The organism is Rhodoferax antarcticus ANT.BR (genome assembly GCF_001938565.1).
GTDB classification, from domain to species: domain Bacteria; phylum Pseudomonadota; class Gammaproteobacteria; order Burkholderiales; family Burkholderiaceae_C; genus Rhodoferax; species Rhodoferax antarcticus.
Genome location: NZ_MSYM01000008.1, coordinates 68212 through 86930 on the forward strand (window position 1 = coordinate 68212; position 18719 = coordinate 86930).

The 18719-nt window shown below is 59.6% G+C and carries 18 protein-coding genes and 1 pseudogene; 15 read left to right on the forward strand and 4 right to left on the reverse strand.

Annotated features, from left to right (window positions below; translation table 11 throughout):
• Positions 1-61: 61 nt before the first annotated feature.
• The 6 genes and pseudogenes from BLL52_RS21960 to BLL52_RS05295 all read left to right on the forward strand — a co-directional run.
• Positions 62-169 (forward strand): annotated as a pseudogene (locus BLL52_RS21960) (FitA-like ribbon-helix-helix domain-containing protein); the annotation flags it as partial.
• A gap of 556 nt (positions 170-725) precedes the next feature.
• Positions 726-1091, forward strand: a complete 366-nt coding sequence (locus tag BLL52_RS05275; RefSeq protein WP_241839011.1) for an XRE family transcriptional regulator — start codon at positions 726-728, stop codon at positions 1089-1091.
• A complete protein-coding gene (locus BLL52_RS05280; RefSeq protein ID WP_075585674.1) occupies positions 1088-2380 on the forward strand; it encodes a type II toxin-antitoxin system HipA family toxin in 1293 nt (430 codons plus the stop codon). The genes BLL52_RS05275 and BLL52_RS05280 overlap by 4 nt, the downstream gene beginning before the upstream one ends.
• Before the next feature lie 98 nt (positions 2381-2478).
• A complete protein-coding gene (locus BLL52_RS05285; RefSeq protein WP_075585675.1) occupies positions 2479-2895 on the forward strand; it encodes a hypothetical protein in 417 nt (138 codons plus the stop codon).
• Between the two features lie 65 nt (positions 2896-2960).
• Complete coding sequence (ald, locus tag BLL52_RS05290) at positions 2961-4076, forward strand: alanine dehydrogenase (protein WP_075585676.1); 1116 nt, start codon at positions 2961-2963, stop codon at positions 4074-4076.
• A 113-nt stretch (positions 4077-4189) separates the two neighbouring features.
• Complete coding sequence (locus BLL52_RS05295; protein ID WP_075585677.1) at positions 4190-4981, forward strand: S1 family peptidase; 792 nt, start codon at positions 4190-4192, stop codon at positions 4979-4981.
• On the opposite strand, the gene BLL52_RS05300 is transcribed toward BLL52_RS05295, so the two are convergent.
• Complete coding sequence (locus BLL52_RS05300; protein WP_075585678.1) at positions 4978-6276, reverse strand: GNAT family N-acetyltransferase; 1299 nt, start codon at positions 6274-6276, stop codon at positions 4978-4980. The genes BLL52_RS05295 and BLL52_RS05300 overlap by 4 nt on opposite strands.
• Before the next feature lie 230 nt (positions 6277-6506).
• On the opposite strand from BLL52_RS05300, the gene BLL52_RS05305 reads away from it, so the two are divergent.
• Positions 6507-6857 carry a PilZ domain-containing protein gene (locus tag BLL52_RS05305; RefSeq protein WP_139313308.1) on the forward strand — a complete coding sequence of 117 codons (351 nt, stop codon included), beginning with the start codon at positions 6507-6509 and terminating at the stop codon, positions 6855-6857.
• Positions 6858-6866: 9 nt separating this feature from the next.
• Complete coding sequence (locus BLL52_RS05310) at positions 6867-7847, forward strand: NAD-dependent epimerase (RefSeq protein ID WP_075585680.1); 981 nt, start codon at positions 6867-6869, stop codon at positions 7845-7847.
• Here the strand turns inward: BLL52_RS05310 and BLL52_RS05315 are convergent.
• From BLL52_RS05315 to BLL52_RS05325, 3 genes are read right to left on the reverse strand one after another with little or no spacing between them, the layout of a single operon-like run.
• Entirely contained in the window at positions 7844-8302 is a 459-nt protein-coding gene (locus BLL52_RS05315) for a low molecular weight protein-tyrosine-phosphatase (RefSeq protein ID WP_075585681.1), read from the reverse strand. The two genes, BLL52_RS05310 and BLL52_RS05315, sit on opposite strands and share 4 nt — an antisense overlap.
• Before the next feature lie 40 nt (positions 8303-8342).
• Positions 8343-9227 carry a lytic transglycosylase domain-containing protein gene (locus tag BLL52_RS21730; protein WP_083633795.1) on the reverse strand — a complete coding sequence of 295 codons (885 nt, stop codon included), beginning with the start codon at positions 9225-9227 and terminating at the stop codon, positions 8343-8345.
• Entirely contained in the window at positions 9224-10351 is a 1128-nt protein-coding gene (locus BLL52_RS05325; RefSeq protein ID WP_241839012.1) for a GNAT family N-acetyltransferase, read from the reverse strand. Before BLL52_RS05325 ends, BLL52_RS21730 begins: the two co-directional genes overlap by 4 nt.
• 103 nt (positions 10352-10454) lie before the next feature.
• Between BLL52_RS05325 and BLL52_RS05330 the strand changes: the two genes are divergently transcribed.
• From BLL52_RS05330 to BLL52_RS05360, 7 genes are all read left to right on the forward strand, one after another.
• Positions 10455-10706, forward strand: a complete 252-nt coding sequence (locus BLL52_RS05330) for an acyl carrier protein (RefSeq protein WP_075585682.1) — start codon at positions 10455-10457, stop codon at positions 10704-10706.
• Positions 10707-10719: 13 nt separating this feature from the next.
• Positions 10720-11571: a hydrolase 2, exosortase A system-associated gene (locus BLL52_RS05335; protein WP_075585683.1), complete on the forward strand. Its 852-nt coding sequence runs from the start codon at positions 10720-10722 to the stop codon at positions 11569-11571.
• On the forward strand, positions 11568-12425 hold the full coding sequence (locus tag BLL52_RS05340; protein WP_075585684.1) for a hydrolase 1, exosortase A system-associated: 858 nt from the start codon (positions 11568-11570) through the stop codon (positions 12423-12425). The genes BLL52_RS05335 and BLL52_RS05340 overlap by 4 nt, the downstream gene beginning before the upstream one ends.
• A gap of 55 nt (positions 12426-12480) precedes the next feature.
• Complete coding sequence (locus tag BLL52_RS05345) at positions 12481-14100, forward strand: acyl-CoA ligase (AMP-forming), exosortase A system-associated (RefSeq protein WP_075585685.1); 1620 nt, start codon at positions 12481-12483, stop codon at positions 14098-14100.
• Entirely contained in the window at positions 14097-15356 is a 1260-nt protein-coding gene (locus BLL52_RS05350) for a pyridoxal-dependent decarboxylase, exosortase A system-associated (RefSeq protein ID WP_420852618.1), read from the forward strand. The genes BLL52_RS05345 and BLL52_RS05350 overlap by 4 nt, the downstream gene beginning before the upstream one ends.
• Before the next feature lie 132 nt (positions 15357-15488).
• Complete coding sequence (locus BLL52_RS05355) at positions 15489-17348, forward strand: O-antigen ligase family protein (protein WP_158025679.1); 1860 nt, start codon at positions 15489-15491, stop codon at positions 17346-17348.
• A 34-nt stretch (positions 17349-17382) separates the two neighbouring features.
• Complete coding sequence (locus BLL52_RS05360) at positions 17383-18705, forward strand: UDP-glucose dehydrogenase family protein (protein ID WP_075585687.1); 1323 nt, start codon at positions 17383-17385, stop codon at positions 18703-18705.
• The last annotated feature ends 14 nt before the right edge of the window (positions 18706-18719 follow it).

The window sequence follows — 18719 nt, forward strand, 5'->3', positions numbered from 1 at the left end:
TTGCTTCACAGTGCGCTTTATTGCAGTTCACGAAAATTAGAGTGCTTTTGAAGGGGTGAATATGGCAACGCTAACCATACGCAATTTTGATGATGATCTGAAATCGACCCTGCGGGTGCAAGCGGCGCACCATAGGAAATCTATGGAAGAAGAAGTGCGTAGCATCTTGCGCCAGGCGTTGACGCAGGTTACGCCAACCACAACGGGTTTGTGCACGCGTTTGGCAGCTCGCTTTCAGGCGGTAGCTACAGATTTTTCTATTCCGCCCAGGGCCTTGCCACGCCCCCCCATTAAATTGGGATGAGCCAGCATGATGTTGCCCGATACCAATGTCTTGTCTGAATTCATGCGGCCAGCACCTTCTCAAGAAGTCGGGGCTTGGCTTGATTCGCAGGACTCTACGCGGGTGTGGGTAGGTGCCGTGACCCGCGCCGACATTGAGTTGGGAGGCCTTGCTGCCCGATGGGCTCCGCGAACGCAGACTGCATGTTCAACACCTCGGCCAACATTTTTTTGAGAAAGTCCATGCGCTTGCCGAAGCTTGTTAATCGGCATCTCAGCGAGCATTGCTTGTGCCTTTGCTATGGCTCGCGCATGAACTTGTGACGACATACCCGTGCACAATTCAGAACAGTAAAAAGCATTTTATTAACATATAATTTACTGAATTGACGTATATCGGTAAACTATATGTTATGTCAAAAGCATCTTCCGCCCTTAGCCAAATGCCACCATCAACGGTTGCGGCGCTTGCGCAGCTTGGGGCCGACCTGGCAGTTGCCAGGCTTCGCCGCAAAGAATCGCTCAAAACTTGGGCAAAACGCATGGGCATCAGCGTGCCTACCCTTTTGCGCCTAGAGGCAGGTGAGCCCAGCGTGAGCTTGGGTGTACTGGCGACCGCGCTCTGGCTCATTGGCCGCGACCAGGCGCTGGCAACGCTAGCCACACCAAAGGAAGACCGGGGCGCACTTGAGCTAGACGTGCGTCAGGCTGAAGATCTTGGCAGGGCGCGGGTGCGCGCAACGACCCGGGCAAAAATGAAAAAGGCCGCCATGCGACAAACCCAGCCGGAGGGTGAGGCCGGCCCATGAGACACGACAACCTGTACCTGTGGGTCCTGATAGACCCGGCGGCGCCGCGCTACGTTGGCAGGCTGAGATTGGTCGACGCTGGCAAGGGCGTCTCCCTTCAATATGGGACCGATTGGCTGGCCAGTGGATTCCCGCTCAGCGAAGACCTGTTGCTCGTTGACATCGAGCAGTTGCCTCGCTTCAAGGGCATGGCTGTCGGTGCCGTGGACGACGCCCGGCCCGACCGCTGGGGCGAGCGCGTGATTCAATACTTGGACAGGCCTGCACGTTTGTCCATCATGGAGTATCTGTTCTATGCTGGTGACGACCGCTTCGGTGCACTTGGCGTATCAACGTCGGCCGACACCTACTTGCCGCGCACCAGAAGCCCGCTGCCACGGCTTGCACAAGCTCAAGCGTTGAGTGAAATCGTCCACAAGGTGAGTGCCAAGGAGCCGGTCAACGACATGGAACGCAAGATGCTGTCCGCTGGTGGCAGCTTCGGTGGGGCCAAGCCCAAGGCGCTCATCGACATTGCGGGTGAGCAATGGGTCATCAAGTTTTTCAACAATGAGCCGATCGACGTGCCGCTCATCGAGCATGCGTCGATGACTCTTGCCAAGTTGGCGGGCATCACGGTGGCAGAAACGCAAGTGGTGCCGCTCGTCGGTGAGCATGCGTTGGCGGTGCGCCGTTTTGACAGGAATGGCACCCAGCGCATCCATTGCATCTCGGCGGGCACCGCTTTGCGCGCCGAGACCGTTGCGGGCCAAGAGCCACAGATGGGCTACCCGGGACTGGCGCAGCTGCTGCGGCGCGCGGGCGTAGCGCAGGAGGGTCTCAACCTGCTCGACATGCAGGAGCTCTTTCGCCGCATGGTGTTCAACATCCTGATCGACAACACCGATGACCACGAGAAAAACCACACGCTGATGGTGGTTGAGCCGACGCGCCAGGGTAGGTATCGGCTGGCCCCTGCCTACGACGTGCTAACCACAAACTCAGGGCAGGGGTACCAGGAGTTCACTGTTGGGGATGACCAGCGGGACTCGACGCTGAGCAACGCCATGTCGCAGTGCGAACTTTTTGGTTTCATTGCGGCTCAGGCCGCAGCCGAGGTGGTCCGTGTCATTCAAGTGGTGGATGGGTGGCGCAAGCACTTTGCGCAATGTGGCGTCTCTGACACCGACCTAGAGAGCCTGGCAGAACGCATCGACGGTGATCAGTTGCTGAGCCAAAGGCAGGCTTTCAATCCCGCAGATTATGCAGCGCCCGTGCGCCAGAGGCGTAGGAGCCCGTTTGCAAAGTAGCAGGCGTTTTGAGGCAGGTTGCTATGAGATGTTTGGACAGATCGATGGATATTTTTGATAGCTGCTTGCGCTTATTGCATAAGGGCTAGAAGCCTTTTTTGTATATAAATCTACGCCAGAGCTGCCTGACGCTGACTGAGCAGAAAAGTGCGGTCAATCTGGCCAGCCAGCGCATCAATGTCGGCCCGGCTGACACCCACCTGCACAAAATGCAGCTGCCACCGGCCGACGGTGTCACAGACCTTTTTGATCTCCTGCCTGGCCTCGTCCTATTTTTGTGCCTCACAAGCCTGGCGTTATGGCGGGTGAGTTGGGGCGCCGTCCGTGACCACCCGCTGGCGCCTGCCATTGCGGGGGCTATTGCAGGTTTTTGGATGGTTGGGTTGTTTGATAGCCTTCTGGACGTGCCCCGCGTGGCGTTTTGGTATTACTTTTTGGTGCTGATTGCAGTGCTACACCAGCCGGATCACTCCCACCCACTATTAGCGCCGCGAATGCCACCCGGTAAAGTCTGAACTTTGTTTACAACGGCGGCATTTAGTTTCACACTGCGCGGTTTTCCACCTCACGAAAGCCAACCATGTTGATCGGACTCCCCAAAGAAATCAAAAACCATGAATATCGCGTCGGTCTGACGCCTGCCAGTGTGCGCGAGCTCACCAGCCGCGGCCACCAGGTGCAGGTGCAGACCGGCGCGGGTGCCGCCATTGGACTGACTGACGCGCAATACCTGGTTGCCGGTGCCACACTGGCCGCCACTGCGGCAGAGATATTTGCCGGCGCCGACATGATCGTGAAAGTGAAAGAGCCACAGCCGCATGAGTGCGCCATGCTGCGCCCTGGGCAAATTCTGTACACCTATCTGCACCTGGCCCCCGACCCGGATCAAACTGCGGCGCTAATTAAATCTGGCGCGGTGTGCATTGCGTACGAAACCATCACCGGCCCCGGCGGCGGCCTGCCGCTGCTGGCCCCCATGAGCGAGGTCGCCGGGCGTATGGCGGTGCAGGCGGGTGCCGCACACCTGGAAAAGTCAAAAGGCGGCATGGGCATTTTGCTGGGCGGCGTGCCGGGTGTGCCGGCTGGCCATGTGGTGATTTTGGGTGCGGGGGTGGTGGGTACCCATGCGCTGCAGATGGCCGTAGGCATGGGCGCCCGCGTGACTGTGCTGGACAAGAGCGTGGACCGCCTGCGCGCGCTGGACCTGGTGTTTGGCAACCGCATTCACACCGTGTATTCCAACGCGCAGAGCGTGGAAGACGCGGTGTTGGACGCTGACCTGTTGGTAGGCGGCGTGCTGATCCCTGGTGCGGCGGCCCCCAAACTGGTCACCCGCGGCATGATTGGCCGCATGAAAAAGGGGGCGGTGGTGGTGGATGTGGCCATTGACCAGGGTGGCTGCTTTGAGACATCACACGCCACCACCCATGCTGAGCCCACCTACATGGTGGACGGCGTAGTGCATTACTGCGTGGCCAACATGCCCGGCGCCGTGGCGCGCACCAGCACCTTCGCCCTGAACAACGCCACCATTGGTCACGCAGTCGCCCTGGCCGACAAGGGCTGGAAGCAGGCCCTGAAAGACAACGCGCACATGAAAGCGGGCTTGAACGTGTGCAATGGCCAGGTCACCTACGAGGCGGTGGCCAAAGATTTGGGCTATGCGCATGTGAGCGCGGACAGCTTGCTGGGCTAAATTAAACCTGAGGGCAGTCGGCGCGCTTCAGAATGGCTTTTGTGAACGCAGGAAACTCGTCAAGCTTCTGGGTGCTTGCAAAGAAGTCAGGGATCAATACGCATAATGGTTGGATGAAACGTGAACCTATCCTGATGACTCTGGCGCTGTTCGCGGCGCTGTCAGCCGCAACGGCCCACGCCGATCTGGCCAGCACCATTGCCCAAGTTAAACCCGCCATCGCCATCGTGGGCACTTACAAAGCCACCAACAGCCCGCGCTTTGCCTTGCACGGCACCGGGTTTGTGGTGGCAGACGCGGGCCAGACGCAGGGCAACAAGCTGGTGACCAACGCCCATGTGCTGCAGCGGCCTGCCGAGGCTGACGCCGAAGCCACCTTGGTGGTGCAATTGCGCACCAGCGACAACAACTGGCAAACGCGCGCGGCCAAAGTGCTGGAGGTGGATGGCGCCCATGACCTAGCCTTGCTGCGCTTTGAGGGGCCGGCACACCCCGCTTTCCCAGTGGGTAACTCAGACGCTGTGCGAGAGGGGCAGTCGGTGGCGTTCATGGGTTTCCCGATTGGTGGGGCGCTGGGCTTTTCGCCGGTGACACACCGCGCCACGATTTCGTCCATTGCCGCTGCAGCGCTGCCCACAGCCACGGCCAGCCAGCTCAATCCCCGGGCCATTCGCAGCTTGCGCGGCAACAAGCCATTTGACATTTTTCAGCTTGACGGCACGGCTTACCCGGGCAACAGCGGCGGCCCCTTGTTTGACCCGGACAGTGGCGAAGTGTTGGGCGTGGTGAACATGGTTTTGCTCAAGAGCACGCGCGAATCAGCGCTAAGCCAGCCCTCGGGCATCAGCTACGCGATTCCGTCAAGGTTTGTGCTGGCGTTGCTGCAGCGCCATGCGGGCGATTAGGCTGAATCAGGCAGGAAGCGACTGGCGTTGTCCAAATCCTCATGCGTGGTGCCGGCCTGCATTGCGCTTACGAACTTGCGCCAAGCCAGGTCGGGCTCGGCCAACTGAAAACCGTAAAAGCCGGGTGAGCCGTTGGCCCGCTCGAGCACTGCCTTGGCTTGGCTGAAAGATTTTTCTGATTTGCCCAGCTGAATCGAGGCTTCACCCCAGCAGCCCAGAGGCAGCGGCACCTGGGAGTACACCTGAAAACCATGCAGCGACAGATCGACCACCAGCAGTTGATAAGTGCACTCTCGGGCCGACTCCATGACCTTAAAAACCCCCGGGCATTGGACCGAGTAGCGCTGGTGACTGCGCTCGGACGCCTGCGCTACCCTTTTACGCAAGGTCGGTAGCACCGGCTGAAAAGCCGACAGGTTGTAAATGGCGTGCAAAAGCTGTTTTTTATGGTCGTCAAGTTTGGCAAAGACCTGGGTGTGCTGGTTAAAAAAGTAGTCCAGCAGCGCAGGTGTCATCACCGGATCGTTGGTGGTGAAGTAGCGCCGGGTGGGCAGGACAATGTTGGGCATGACCGCTTCAACAAAGTAGTGATGCATGTTGCGGCGCAGCGTTTTGCTGGCATACACCTGCTTGAACAGGGCAGGAGCCGTTTTGAGGTCAAGTGCGGCCCCAACTGCTGGCGCCCCGTTGGCGAAGTCGTAGTTGTCCACCGATTTCTCGCTCAGGCGCTGAAAAAACAGCAGCGACTCATACATCTCGATGCGGTTCGGGTTGACCGCAATCACCAAGTGCCGGGTGTCAAAGAAGGTCGTGCAGTAGTTGTACATGAACTTCATCAACGGAAAAAGAATTGTGCCGCCGGTTTTGCGGAACTTGGGGTGCACCGCCAGAGCAGACACCTCGGCAATCTGCCCCTTGAGCGCGCGTACCTGGCTGAGGTCAAAAATGGCTTGCAGCGGAAAACCAAACAGGCTTTCGCGGATGAGAGACAAGGTGCCGACCACTTCGCCGTCATATTTGGCGCACAAGGTCGTGGTGGTGGGCAGCGCGTGGTAGATGGTGACACGCATGCCCGAAGGGTCGGGCTTCATAAAGCCGCTGCTCACATAAGCATCGTGCAGGAGCCTAAAGCAGGCTTGCAGCTCTTCCTGCGTTTCGGCAATTTTCAGGACCAGGCGGCGATCAGGCTGCGCGTTGCACTCCACAAACGACCGGTAAATAGCAAACCGAGCCGGGCGCGGCAAAAAGGCAACCAATTTGCGTAAACTTTGATTGAGTGCTCGACCAAAGCTCATGGATGCTTGCTTTCGTTAATGTAATTGCGCCGCACGGTGTTGAATGATAGTCCGATGTGCCGTCTGATAGTGTCGGATTCATTTACCCACTTGGCTGGCAAATCCAAAAACTGGGCAGACAAAGAGGCTTAACGCCTTGTTTTAAAAAGGAATAATGCGTGCTCATTTTCATGGGCATAGTTCCTGCTTCAAGCGAACTTACCCACAGACCCGAATCAGCACTCACACAGATGAACAGGACGCCTGCCAACGGCCCTTCTACCACTCGTCTTTCAGGCCGAGGCGCTGACCGGTTGTGTTCTGAGTTGCCCATTGAAATCAATGGCACATCGGGCTTAACGCGCAATGTCAGCGCAACCGGTGTGTACTTCGAAACCACCGTGGCCAAGGCGCCGGGCTCCAAAGTGCAATTTGTGGTGCAAGTCATGGTGAAGGGTGAGTTGCTAAAGATGGTGTGTTCTGGAGAAGTGGTGCGGGTGGAGCACAAGGTCGGCACCGTGGGCATCGCCGTCAAACTATGCAGTTCTTTCTTTACCGATACCAACAGTTGCGAAGAACTCTCAGCGTCGGCGGACGATTAAACTGGCGCCATGAAACTCTTGGTGACCGGCGCAGCCGGGTTTATTGGGGCGGCCGTGGCCGAGCGGCTTCTGGTACGTGGCGATGAGGTGCTGGGGCTGGACAACCTCAATGACTACTACGCGGTGTCGCTGAAAGAAAGTCGGTTGGCACGGCTGACAACCCACACCAATTTCAGGTTTTTGCGTGTGGATGTGGCCGACCGCGATGGTGTGCCCAAATTGTTCCAAGCAGAGAAGTTTGACCGGGTCATCCATCTGGCGGCACAGGCCGGTGTGCGCTATTCACTGCAAAATCCGTTGGCCTACATGGATAGCAACCTGCTGGGTTTTGCCAACATTCTGGAAGGCTGCCGCCACAACCAAGTGCAGCACCTGGTGTACGCCTCAAGCTCTAGCGTTTATGGCGGCAATACCAAAATGCCGTTTGCCGAACACGACAATGTGGACCACCCGGTGAGTTTGTACGCAGCCACCAAGAAAGCCAATGAGTTGATGGCGCACACGTATAGCCATCTCTACCAACTGCCCACCACGGGGCTGCGCTTTTTTACGGTGTACGGCCCCTGGGGCCGACCCGACATGGCTCCCATGCTGTTTACGCAAGCCATTTTGCAGGGCCACGCCATTGATGTTTACAACCACGGACAGATGCAGCGCGACTTCACCTACATCGACGATATCGTGGAAGGCGTGCTGCGCACACTCGATCGACCTGCCACGCCAGAGCACACTACCAGCCAGGCACCCTACCGCGTCTTCAACATTGGCAACAATGACCCGGTGCCTTTGATGGACTTTATCGGGTGCATTGAAACCGCTCTGGGTCAAACCGCCGAAAAGCGCCTGTTGCCGATGCAACCAGGCGACGTGCCCGCCACCTATGCCAGCACCGACGCCCTGAACCAATGGATTGGCTTTGCCCCCAACACACCTCTGCAAACCGGCATCGACCGGTTTGTGGCCTGGTACCGCAACTACTACCAGGTCTAAAGCTGGGCCAACAGGCCGCGCGCGCCTGATTCACATAGCGCCAGCACCCGCTCGAACCCTGCCGCATCACCGTAATACGGATCTGGAATCTCGGTAAACCCTAAATCCGGCGCAGCAGACAGTAGCAGGCGCAGCTTGCCGTGCATGGCGCCGGGGCACTGGCGCTGCAGGACCGCCAGGTTGGCGTTGTCCATGGCCAGAATCAGGTCAAAGCGCTCAAAGTCTTGCAAACACACTTGTCTGGAGCGGGTTTTGACCGGCTGGTAATCACGCATGAGCAAGGCCTGGCGGGCGCGCGGGTCCATGTGCTTGGCCGAGGTCGGGGCGTGTGTGCCAGCTGCGTCAAACTCGAACTGTCGGTGACGGCCCTGTTGTCGTGCCAGATGCTGCGCCACCGAGCATGCCATCGGCGAGCGGCAAATATTGGCCATGCACACCATGAGAATGCGGTTCATGCGCTGCTTTTCAGCAATAGGGGTAACTTGCGCAATCTGGCTACTTCTTCAGTGCCAGTGAAGGTTGCACCACGTTGCCGTCAAAAGCATGGGTGTGGGCGCCAAAAGCGTTCAACACACGTTTGACGTAATTGCGCGTTTCCGGATAGGGCGGCACGCCTTTGTAGCGCTCCACGGTGCGTTCGCCTGAGTTGTAGGCGGCTGCCACCAGTGCCACATCGCCTTCAAAATATGCCAGCAGCCAACGCAGGTAGCTCAAGCCACCACGAATGTTCTGCGCCGGATCGAACGCGTTTTTGACATTGAAGCGTTCACTGGTCTCGGGGATCAGTTGCATCAAGCCCTGCGCGTTTTTAGCCGAGACCGCCTGCGCGTTGAAATTGGACTCAGCCGCAATGATGGACAGTACCAGTTGCGGCTCCACTTGAAAGCGCGGCGCCAGTTTGTTGACCAGTGTCAGGATCGGGCGCGGCGCGCTCAACGCGTAATTAACCGGCGTCCAAGTGACTAGCGGGGGTGCTGCTGGCGGTTCGCGCGCGCTCATGCAGTCGGGCATCTCAGGGGGCACACCGTCAAACCGGCTGAGGAGGCGCTGTGCGGTGTCCACCCCCTGCTCGGCGGAGGCTTTGAAAAGAAACGCAGCATGACCGTCGTGGCGCGCCACACCCCGGCCATTCGCATACATCCAGCCCAGGTTGTACTGCGCGTCCCGGTTACCCAGACGCGCTGCCTTGCAGTAGAGATTGGCTGCCAGCAGGGAGTCACGCTGAATTCCCTCCCCGTTTTCGTAAGCCTGCGCCTGCTCAAACAGGCTCGGCGAGGCCGCCACTGGCGACACGCTAATCTGCGCCAGCGAAGCAGTGGCAACCCCGGCAAATGCCAGCAGCGTAAGGCACCGGGGTAAGGTCAACAGGGTCATGTTCATCGCGGCATGGTAACTTTTTCCACGCCCCGGCCTAGCTTGCGCAATTTCCCCAACCAGTGGCGGCTAGCCGCCCAAAACCCTGTCGGGGTGCGCCAGTCAAACGCCACCAAGCCCCAGCGCTCGCGGCGGTGCGACATCCAGTCGCGCTTGTAACCGTCGTCACCGGTCAGGTAGTCCACTTCGTGCACCTGATCAATGTCGATTGCGTGCTGCATCAGCGCTGCGGTCAGTACTGAGCCAGCGGAAAAGCGCTCAAAACCGCTGACATAGGCCAATTTGAAGATGTTGGCCTTGCCATCTTTGGCCAGCCACAACTGCGCAGCAATTGGTTGACCGTCAAGTTGGAGAACGCCCAGGCGCAGCCAGCCACGCTGCGCTGCCATGCGCGCCAGCGCCGGAATAAACGCCGCGTTGGGCTCCTGCCCTTTCCAACTGGCGCGGTACACCGTCTCAAAGTGTTGAATCGCGGCATCTAGCGCAGCCCCCAGAGTCTGGTGAATCTCGATTCCCCAGACGCCTTGTCTTGTCAAACGGCGACGCCCGCGCTCAATGCTGTGGCGTAAGGGAGAGGGCAGCGCAGAAAAATAGTCGGCAAACGATCGGCCGTTGACCTGCAAATACCAATTGCCAAAGCAAAAATAGGCATCCACCGCGTACCCTGCCGATCGCAAGCCGTCGCGCATGCCGGTAAAAAAAGCCGATTGCGGGTCCAACGGATCAAGCATCAGCACTGGCCAGCGCGCCGGATGCTGCCGAATCGCCCGGGCCACTGCTTGCCAGACCGATGCAGCAACCGGCAAGTCACCCACTGCCGTCTCCCCTGCGCCAAACACCAGGGGCTTATACAGGCTGCTGTAGTAGTTACTCAGGGTATTTAAACGCCCGCCTGCCAACAGGGGCAGGCAGACCAGTTGGCCGCTGGCGTCATCCTGCGCCACCCACCATTGGCAACGGACATCGGCAAGGGTTGTTGCGTCGAGCCCGCAAGCCGCCAGATTTTCAAACCAGGCCAAGCTGCCAAAAATGTCTGCGTGCGCCGGAGCGTCAGAGCGCATCTTGCGGCGGGTCAGCAGGGCGCGCAACTCAGCAACGTCTTCCAGAAGGGTGATATCAGGTGAACTCACACAGATCCTTGAGCGTTGGCAAATTGTTCTCTGGTTATCATAACCAGCCCATTGGCTGCCATTCAGCGCGTGGGTAGCAGACAAAAAACATGAAGGATTTGAGATGGCCGTTGAGACCGAGGTGAGAAAAGTGCTGGACAGTGTGATGAACCTGCAGGGTCGCAGTGCCAGTTATGGACGCCAGACCGCTTTGCTGGGCGCTGTACCGGAACTGGACTCGATGGCGGTGCTAGGCGTCATCACCACGCTGGAGGAGCGTTTTGCCTTCACCATCCACGACGACGAGATCGACAGCAGCGTTTTTGCCACGCTGGGGTCACTCACAGACTTTGTCACTGCCAAGCTGGCGGGCTGATCCCGTTCACGTTATGGCGCCATCCCCGTCTGCGACCAGCGCTTTTTTCATTGACTCATCAGACGGTCAGCGATTTTGCTTGCTGCACCAGCCGCCAGCCGGACAGGCCATCCTGGGACAAGTGATTTATGTCCACCCCTTTGCCGAAGAAATGAACGCCGCGCGGCGCATGGCAGCGATGCAGGCGCGTGCTTTGGCCAAGGCAGGTTTTGTGGTCCTGCAAATCGACTTGCTAGGCTGCGGCGATAGCTCGGGTGACTTTGCAGATGCCACCTGGAACACCTGGCTGCAAGACTTGGCGCTGGCGCAGCGCTGGATGCGCAAGCGTTGGCCAGAAGACCCTCTGTGGTGGTGGGGCTTGCGCGCTGGCAGTCTGCTGGCAGCGCAGGCATGCCGCGCCAGCGCCGTGCCTGCCCATCTGCTGCTATGGCAGCCCGTGCTGTCAGGCAAGCAGCATCTGAATCAGTTCCTGCGGCTGCAAATGGCCGGTGACATTACCCGTGGCGAGCCAAGCCGCGGCACCGCGCCGCTGGCGCAATTGCTGGCACAGGGTGCGTCAGTGGAGGTGGCGGGCTACCGTGTGTCGGCGGCTCTTGCACAAGGCCTAGACCAGGCAGATCTGGAAGGTTTACCAGTTGGCAGCCAGATCATCTGCCTTGAGCTGGGCAGCCCGTCTGCTGGTGATAGCTTGTCACCGGCTCTCAGCAGCCAACTGCACCGCTGGCAACAGGCAGGTTGCACGGCAACAGCCCACCTCGCCGAAGGGGCTGCGTTCTGGCAGATGCAGGAGTGCCCCGACAGCGAGGCTTGGGTTCACACCAGCCTGAAGGCGCTGCAGGCAGCCAGTGTGAGAGGTTTGCCTTGAATTTCTCTGAACTACCTGTGTTGATGCCCTGTGCAGGCGAAACCTTGCTGGGCATCGTTGCACAACCGGCAGAGCCAGCGCCCCTGGGCTTGGTTATGGTGGTGGGTGGTCCGCAATACCGGGTGGGAAGCCACCGCCAATTTGTGCTGCTGGCCAGACGCCTGGCTGCTGCGGGTTTTGCGGTGATGCGCTTTGATTACCGTGGCATGGGCGACAGCAGTGGCCGGCGCCTGTGTTTTGACGAGGTGCACGACGATATTGCAGTGGCAATTGACGCGCTGCAGCGCACCTGCCCAAGCGTTCAGCGCGTGGTGCTGTGGGGCCTGTGTGACGGGGCTTCTGCGGCACTGTTGTTCAGTGGCCAGCATCCGGATGCGCGGCTGGCAGGTTTGTGCCTGCTCAACCCCTGGGTGCGCTCGGATGCCACACTGGCACGCACCCATATCAAGCATTACTACACCAACCGCCTGTTTGAGCGTGATTTTTGGCATCGCTGGTGGACGGGTCAGTACCAATGGCGGCCTTCGCTGGCCGGACTGCTGCAAACCCTGCGCAACATGCGGGCAGGCTCTGGGCCCTTGCAGACCGAGCCACATTTTCAGCAGCGTATGGCGCAAGCCATGCGTCAGTTTCCCGGGCCTGTACTGCTGCTGCTGAGCGCCCGCGACTTCACCGCCAAGGAATTTCTGGAGTGCGCCCAAACCGATCCGGCGTGGCGTGGCGTGCTGCAACGCCCGCAGGTGCAGCGCGTGGAGGTGCCAGACGCTGACCACACCTTTTCGCACGCCAGTTGGCGTGCAGAGGCGCAAGACGCGGTGCTGGGCTGGCTGCAAAGCCTGCAACTGACTGCCTGAAACACAGCTTGATATCGCGGCCAAGGTCACAGCCAGCCTGTAAGATGACTGGGCTATGTTGCAGGCCACTTTATTACCCGATCTCATCACCCTGGCGGCGCAGCAGCGCCCGCTGGCTGTGGCCTTGAGTCAGGGCCATGCGCACTGGAACTACGCCGCACTGCACGAAGCGGTGACGCGCGTGGCGGCAGGCTTGATGCAGCTTGGCGTTGAGCGCGCAGACCGAGTTGGCATCTACCTGGAAAAGCGCTTTGAGGCGGTGGCTGCCAGTTTTGCAGCGCCGTTGGCAGGCGCGGCATTCGTCCCAATCAACCCAGTGCTTAAAGCGCAGCAGGTGGCGCACATCCTGCGTGACTGCAACGTCCGGGTACTGGTGACCTCACCGGAGCGGTTGGCGTTGCTGGCGCCTGTGTTGTCATCCTGCCCTGACCTGCGGCATGTGGTGTTGTGTGCACCCGGCGCCGATGTGCACGCAGCGCCAGCAACCGCGCATGTTTCAACCACGTTTTGGCAAGACTTACTCTGCGCGCCACCGCAATCGGGGCACCGCGTGATTGATACCGATCTAGCGGCCATTTTGTACACCTCTGGAAGTACCGGGCAGCCCAAAGGCGTGATGCTGTCACACCGCAACCTGATGACCGGGGCCGCCAGCGTGGCGTCTTATCTAGAAAATCAGCCTGACGACGTGCTGCTGGCAGCGTTGCCGCTGTCGTTTGACGCCGGCTTCAGCCAACTCACCACGGCTTTTCTTGTGGGCGCGCGGGTGGTGCTGCTCAATTACCTGTTGCCGCGCGATGTGCTCAAAACGCTCGACCGTGAGAAAGTGACCGGCATGACCGCCGTACCACCGCTGTATCTGCAGCTTATCAACGCCGAGTGGCCCGAAGGAGCTGGGCGATCTTTGCGTTACTGGGCCAACACTGGTGGCCACATGCCGCAAGCCGCGCTCGCCAAGTTGCGCCAAAGGCTGCCTCAGGCCAAACCGTTTTTGATGTATGGGCTGACCGAGGCTTTTCGATCCACTTATCTGCCACCACAGGAGGTGGACCGCAAGCCCAACTCGATCGGCAAGGCGATTCCCAACGCTGAAGTTCTGGTACTGCGACCCGACGGCACGCCCTGCGCTGCGGATGAACCCGGTGAACTGGTGCACCGTGGGCCGCTGGTGGCCCTGGGTTACTGGAACGACGCTGCCAAAACTGCTGAGCGCTTCAAGGTGCTTCTCACCGGCACCCCCGGGCGCCCGGCGGGTTTGCAACTGCCGGAAGTGGCGGTGTATTCCGGTGATACGGTGCGCCAGGATGTTGAAGGTTTTTTGTATTTTGTCGGTCGGCGCGACGAGATGATCAAAACCTCGGGCTACCGGGTCAGCCCCACCGAGGTGGAGGACATCATCTATGCCACTGGCCTGGTGAACGAATGTGTGGCTTTTGGTGTGCCCCACGCAGGGCTTGGGCAAGCTATACAAATAATAGCAACTAACGCATGTAATACAAGGGCTACAGGGCAAAATGACCTTATAAACGAATGCCGCACCCGGATGCCAACCTACATGGTTCCTGCGAACGTGGCATGGGTCAGCGGCCCGCTGCCACGCAACGCCAACGGCAAAATTGACCGCGCTGGCCTGGCAAGCGACTGGCTGGCCCGCCCTACTTCAGCCCCCCTATGAACGCTCCGACCATGCAAGACGCCGACATCCCCCTGCCACAGCACCCGCCGATGACGCAATTCCCAAGCAGCCACGGCGAGCTGATGCTGGGTGGCGTGCGCTTGTCCATACTGGCTGCGCGCGCCGGGCAGACACCGTTTTACGCCTATAGCCGCTCTGCTTTGCGCCAGCGCATCATCGAATTGCGACAGACTCTGCCAACCAAGATCAAGCTGCACTACGCCATGAAGGCGAACCCGATGCCCGCGCTGGTGGGCCTGATGGCCCATCTGGTGGACGGCATGGATGTGGCGTCGGCAGGAGAGATGAAAGTCGCGCTGGACGCGGGTATGGCCCCGCATGACATCAGTTTTGCCGGGCCCGGCAAGCGCGACACCGAGTTGCGTCAGGCCGTGGCAGCCGGGGTGCTGGTCAACATCGAGTCTTTTCGCGAGGTGGACGTGCTGGCCCAGGCCTCGCAGGCGCTGGGGCTGCCCGCGCGCGCGGCCGTTCGCGTCAACCCCGACTTCGAGCTCAAAAGCTCGGGCATGAAAATGGGCGGTGGCGGCAAACCGTTTGGGGTGGATGTGGAGCAGGTGCCCACCTTGTTGGCCAATATGGGCCGGGCCGGGTTGCAGTTTGAAGGTTTTCATATCTACCCGGGCTCGCAAAGCTTGAGCGCACCGGCCATTGGCGAGGCGTTGGAACACGCCTATGCGCTGGCGGTACGCCTGGCAGCCCATGCGCCCGGCACGGTGCGCTTGCTCAACTTGGGGGGTGGCCTGGGAGTGCCCTATTTTCCGGGTGACAAACCGCTGGATCTGACGCGGGTGGCCGACACGCTGGAACGGTTGGTGCAGCGCGCTCACGCCGATCTGCCGCAAGCTTCGCTAGCGCTTGAATTGGGTCGTTACCTGGTGGCTGAAGCCGGCATTTACGTCGCCCGGGTGATTGACCGCAAGCAGTCACGCGGCCAGGTGTATCTGGTGGTGGATGGCGGCTTGCATCACAACCTGGCGGCCACCGGCAACTTCGGGCAGGTGCTGCGCAAAAATTACCCGGTGGCCATCGGCACCCGAATGGACGCTACGCCCAGCCAGGTGACATCGGTGGTGGGGCCGTCATGCACACCGCTGGACGTGCTGGCTGACCGCATGTTGCTGCCCGAGGCGCAGGTGGGCGATCTGGTGGTGGTGTTTCAATCAGGTGCCTACGGCGCCAGCGCCAGCCCCCACCTGTTCCTGGCGCACCCGGCCTGTCTTGAACTGCTGGTCTAAACCGGCCGCATGCGCACTTTTTTGCCATGGTGGGTGAGCGCTGTCTGTCTGGTTGGGGGCCTTTTTCTGGCGGCACATCACCCATTGGCTGCGCTGCTCAGCTTGGCGCTTTTCTGTATGGTTTGTTGCCTGGTGGGCTGGCAACCCCGCCTGTGGCTGTGGCTGGTGCCCGCGTGCCTACCTTGGCTGAACTTCTCGCCGTGGACGGGCTGGATCGTTTTTGAAGAGTTCGACTTGCTGCTGCTGGCTGCTTTGGCGGGCGCCTACGCGCGGATGGCGTGGGAAAGTCAAAAGGATGCGTACAGGCCAGCCACCACGGCGCCCAAACTGCTGATCGGCATGCTGGCCGTGTCTGGCCTGTGGGCCTTGCAGCGCGGCTTGCTGGACGCTGGGGGTTTTCAGTTTGACTGGTTCGCCAGTTACAGCGACGCGCTCAACAGCTGGCGTGTGTTCAAGAGCCTAGGATTTGCGTTGCTTTTCATCCCGCTGCTGCAACGCGAGGTGTCGCGCAATACAACAGGTGCCGCAGGCGATATGGCGGCGGGTATCGTCTCCGGGCTGGCCTGCCTGGTGCTGGCCACTTTTTGGGAGCGCATGGCCTTCCCAGGCCTGCTTGATTTTTCTGCGCCCTACCGCACCGTGGCCTTGTTCTGGGAAATGCATGTGGGAGGCGCCGCCATTGACGCCTATCTGGCACTGACCGTGCCGTTTGTCGTTTGGGCGTTGTCAGCCACACTTCGGCCACTTCCGTGGGCAGCCCTGGCGTTGCTGGCGTTGGGTGTGGGTTACACCTGTCTGACGACGTTTTCACGCGGGGTCTATCTGGCGGTGCTGGGGCCGCTGATCCTGCTGCCATTCTTGCTATGGCTGCAAAAACATGCGCGCCACGGCACTGACCCATGGAGAAGTCTGCGCCATCAGGCAACTTTACCAAGCTGGTGGACGAAGGCCAGCGTGGCGCTGGGTGTAGTGCTGATGCTGGAGGTTGTGGTGGTGCTGCAGAGTGGCAGCTTCATGTCCAAGCGCTTGGCCAGCACCGAGCAAGACCTCTCCAGCCGGGTGGAGCACTGGAAAAACGGTGTAGGCATGCTCAAAGGCTCGTCCGACTGGCTGCTGGGCATAGGCCTGGGGCGATTGCCTGCCAACTATGCGGCGCAAGTTCCCAACGAAGAGTTTCCTGGCGACGCACTTTGGCACCCTGAACCCCTGCCTAAGCCGCAGGGGCAAGGCTTCGTCACCTTGCTGGGGCCGAAGACTCGCCAGTCACTGGGTGGCGTTCTGGAACTCACCCAGCGTGTCAGCCTGAGCAAGCCCAGTGGCTACCGCGCACGGCTGGACGTACGTGTGAAGCACAACACGCGCATCGAGTTGTATTTGTGCGAACGGCACTTGCTTTACGACCGCGCTTGTCAGGCAGCCTTTTTGCGCGTCAAGCCGGTCACCTCCGCTGGACATCCTGTCTGGCAAAGCTTGACGGTGACCATGGAAGGCGATGAACTGGGGCCAGACTCCCGCTGGGTGCCACGGCTGAAAATGTTCTCCATGTCAGTCATCGATGCTGGCGGCTCGGCCGACATTGACAACGTGGCCTTGATGGGAGACCAGCCGCAAAACTTGCTGAGCAACGGAGATTTTTCTGCGGGGCTGGCGCACTGGTTGCCTGCGGCACAGTCGTATTTTCTGCCCTGGCACCTCGATAACCTGTTTCTGGAACTGCTGGTGGAGCGCGGTGTACTGGGTCTGCTGGCGTGCCTGTTGTTGGTCATGACAGCACTGTGGCATCTGGCCTTGGGCCGCGCCAGATTGCAGCCAACGGCCCCTTATCTAGCGGCGTCGATTATCGGCGTGCTGCTGGTAGGCTTGGTCAGCAGCGTCATGGATGTGCCGCGGGTGGCCTTTCTGTTTTTCCTTTTGAATTTCATGGCCCTGGCGGTCAGACCCAACGACACAGATCACGTTGCAAAAGGACATGAGCGTGTTGTTTTGTTGTGATAATGTTTCAAAGCAGAATGCTCGGGGATAACTTATGAAAATTACTGTAATTGGCACCGGCTACGTTGGCTTGGTGTCAGGGACTTGTCTGGCTGAGGTGGGTAACGAGGTTTTGTGCCTGGATGTCGACCCCGCCAAGATCAAGATTCTGAAAGATGGCGGCATTCCCATTTACGAGCCAGGCCTGCAGGACATGGTCAAGCGCAATGTGGCGGCAGGGCGGCTGCATTTCACGACTGACATCAAGCGTGCGGCGCACTTTGGTAGCGTACAGTTCATCGCGGTCGGTACGCCACCTGACGAGGATGGATCAGCGGACATGCAATACGTCACTGCCGCTGCCCGCAATATCGGCAGATACATGACCGGCTACAAGGTGGTTGTCGACAAAAGCACCGTCCCCGTGGGTACAGCCGATGCGGTCCGCGCGGCTATTGCTGAGGAATTGCAAAAACGCGGTGTTAACACCCCTTTTAGCGTGGTGTCGAATCCGGAGTTTTTGAAAGAAGGCGCTGCCATTGATGACTTCATGAAGCCCGACCGCATTGTGGTGGGCTGCGATGATGAGCAGGCCGCGCTCAATATGCGTGCGCTGTATGCGCCGTTTCAGCGTAACCACGACCGCCTGATCCTGATGGATGTGCGCAGCGCAGAACTGACCAAATACGCTGCCAACGCGATGCTGGCCACGCGCATCAGTTTCATGAATGAGTTGGCCAACCTGGCCGAAAAGCTCGGGGCCGACATTGAAAGTGTGCGCCGTGGTATCGGCAGTGACCCGCGCATTGGCTACGACTTTTTGTATGCGGGCGCCGGTTACGGCGGCTCTTGTTTTCCAAAAGATGTGAAAGCCTTGATCAAGACTGCGGCCGTCGATGCGGGCATCGACCTCAAAGTGCTCAACGCCGTGGAGCTTGCCAATGACCAGCAAAAACATGTGCTGGGCAACAAAATCAAGGCGCGCTTTGGCTCGGACCTGTCGGGCAAGCATTTTGCGCTGTGGGGCCTGGCGTTCAAGGCCAACACTGACGACATGCGCGAGGCTACCAGCCGCCAGGTGATCAAGGACTTGCTTTCAGCGGGTGCCAGCGTCACCGCCTACGACCCGGTTGCCATGGCAGAAGCCATGCTTTGCTTTCCCAATGAGCCTGGCCTGAGTTACGCCGATACCCAGGGCGAAGCGCTGAACAATGCCGATGCGCTGGTCATCGTGACCGAATGGAAGGAGTTCCGCAGTCCAGACTTTGAAATCATCAAAGCCAAACTCAAATCACCGGTGATCTTTGACGGCAGAAATTTGTACGACCCCAAACTGGTACGCGGCATGGGTTTCGAGTATCTGGCCATTGGACGCTAGGCTAGGCCGCATCA

Bases quoted from the DNA above. Each gene is read 5' to 3' on its own strand.
- BLL52_RS05275 (WP_241839011.1), top strand. From the start codon at position 726: ATGCCACCATCAACGGTTGCGGCGCTTGCGCAGCTTGGGGCCGACCTG.
- BLL52_RS05280 (WP_075585674.1), top strand. From the start codon at position 1,088: ATGAGACACGACAACCTGTACCTGTGGGTCCTGATAGACCCGGCGGCG.
- ald (WP_075585676.1), top strand. From the start codon at position 2,961: ATGTTGATCGGACTCCCCAAAGAAATCAAAAACCATGAATATCGCGTC.
- BLL52_RS05295 (WP_075585677.1), top strand. From the start codon at position 4,190: ATGAAACGTGAACCTATCCTGATGACTCTGGCGCTGTTCGCGGCGCTG.
- BLL52_RS05300 (WP_075585678.1), bottom strand. From the start codon at position 6,276: ATGAGCTTTGGTCGAGCACTCAATCAAAGTTTACGCAAATTGGTTGCC.
- BLL52_RS05305 (WP_139313308.1), top strand. From the start codon at position 6,507: ATGAACAGGACGCCTGCCAACGGCCCTTCTACCACTCGTCTTTCAGGC.
- BLL52_RS05310 (WP_075585680.1), top strand. From the start codon at position 6,867: ATGAAACTCTTGGTGACCGGCGCAGCCGGGTTTATTGGGGCGGCCGTG.
- BLL52_RS05315 (WP_075585681.1), bottom strand. From the start codon at position 8,302: ATGAACCGCATTCTCATGGTGTGCATGGCCAATATTTGCCGCTCGCCG.
- BLL52_RS21730 (WP_083633795.1), bottom strand. From the start codon at position 9,227: ATGAACATGACCCTGTTGACCTTACCCCGGTGCCTTACGCTGCTGGCA.
- BLL52_RS05330 (WP_075585682.1), top strand. From the start codon at position 10,455: ATGGCCGTTGAGACCGAGGTGAGAAAAGTGCTGGACAGTGTGATGAAC.
- BLL52_RS05335 (WP_075585683.1), top strand. From the start codon at position 10,720: ATGGCGCCATCCCCGTCTGCGACCAGCGCTTTTTTCATTGACTCATCA.
- BLL52_RS05345 (WP_075585685.1), top strand. From the start codon at position 12,481: ATGTTGCAGGCCACTTTATTACCCGATCTCATCACCCTGGCGGCGCAG.
- BLL52_RS05350 (WP_420852618.1), top strand. From the start codon at position 14,097: ATGAACGCTCCGACCATGCAAGACGCCGACATCCCCCTGCCACAGCAC.
- BLL52_RS05360 (WP_075585687.1), top strand. From the start codon at position 17,383: ATGAAAATTACTGTAATTGGCACCGGCTACGTTGGCTTGGTGTCAGGG.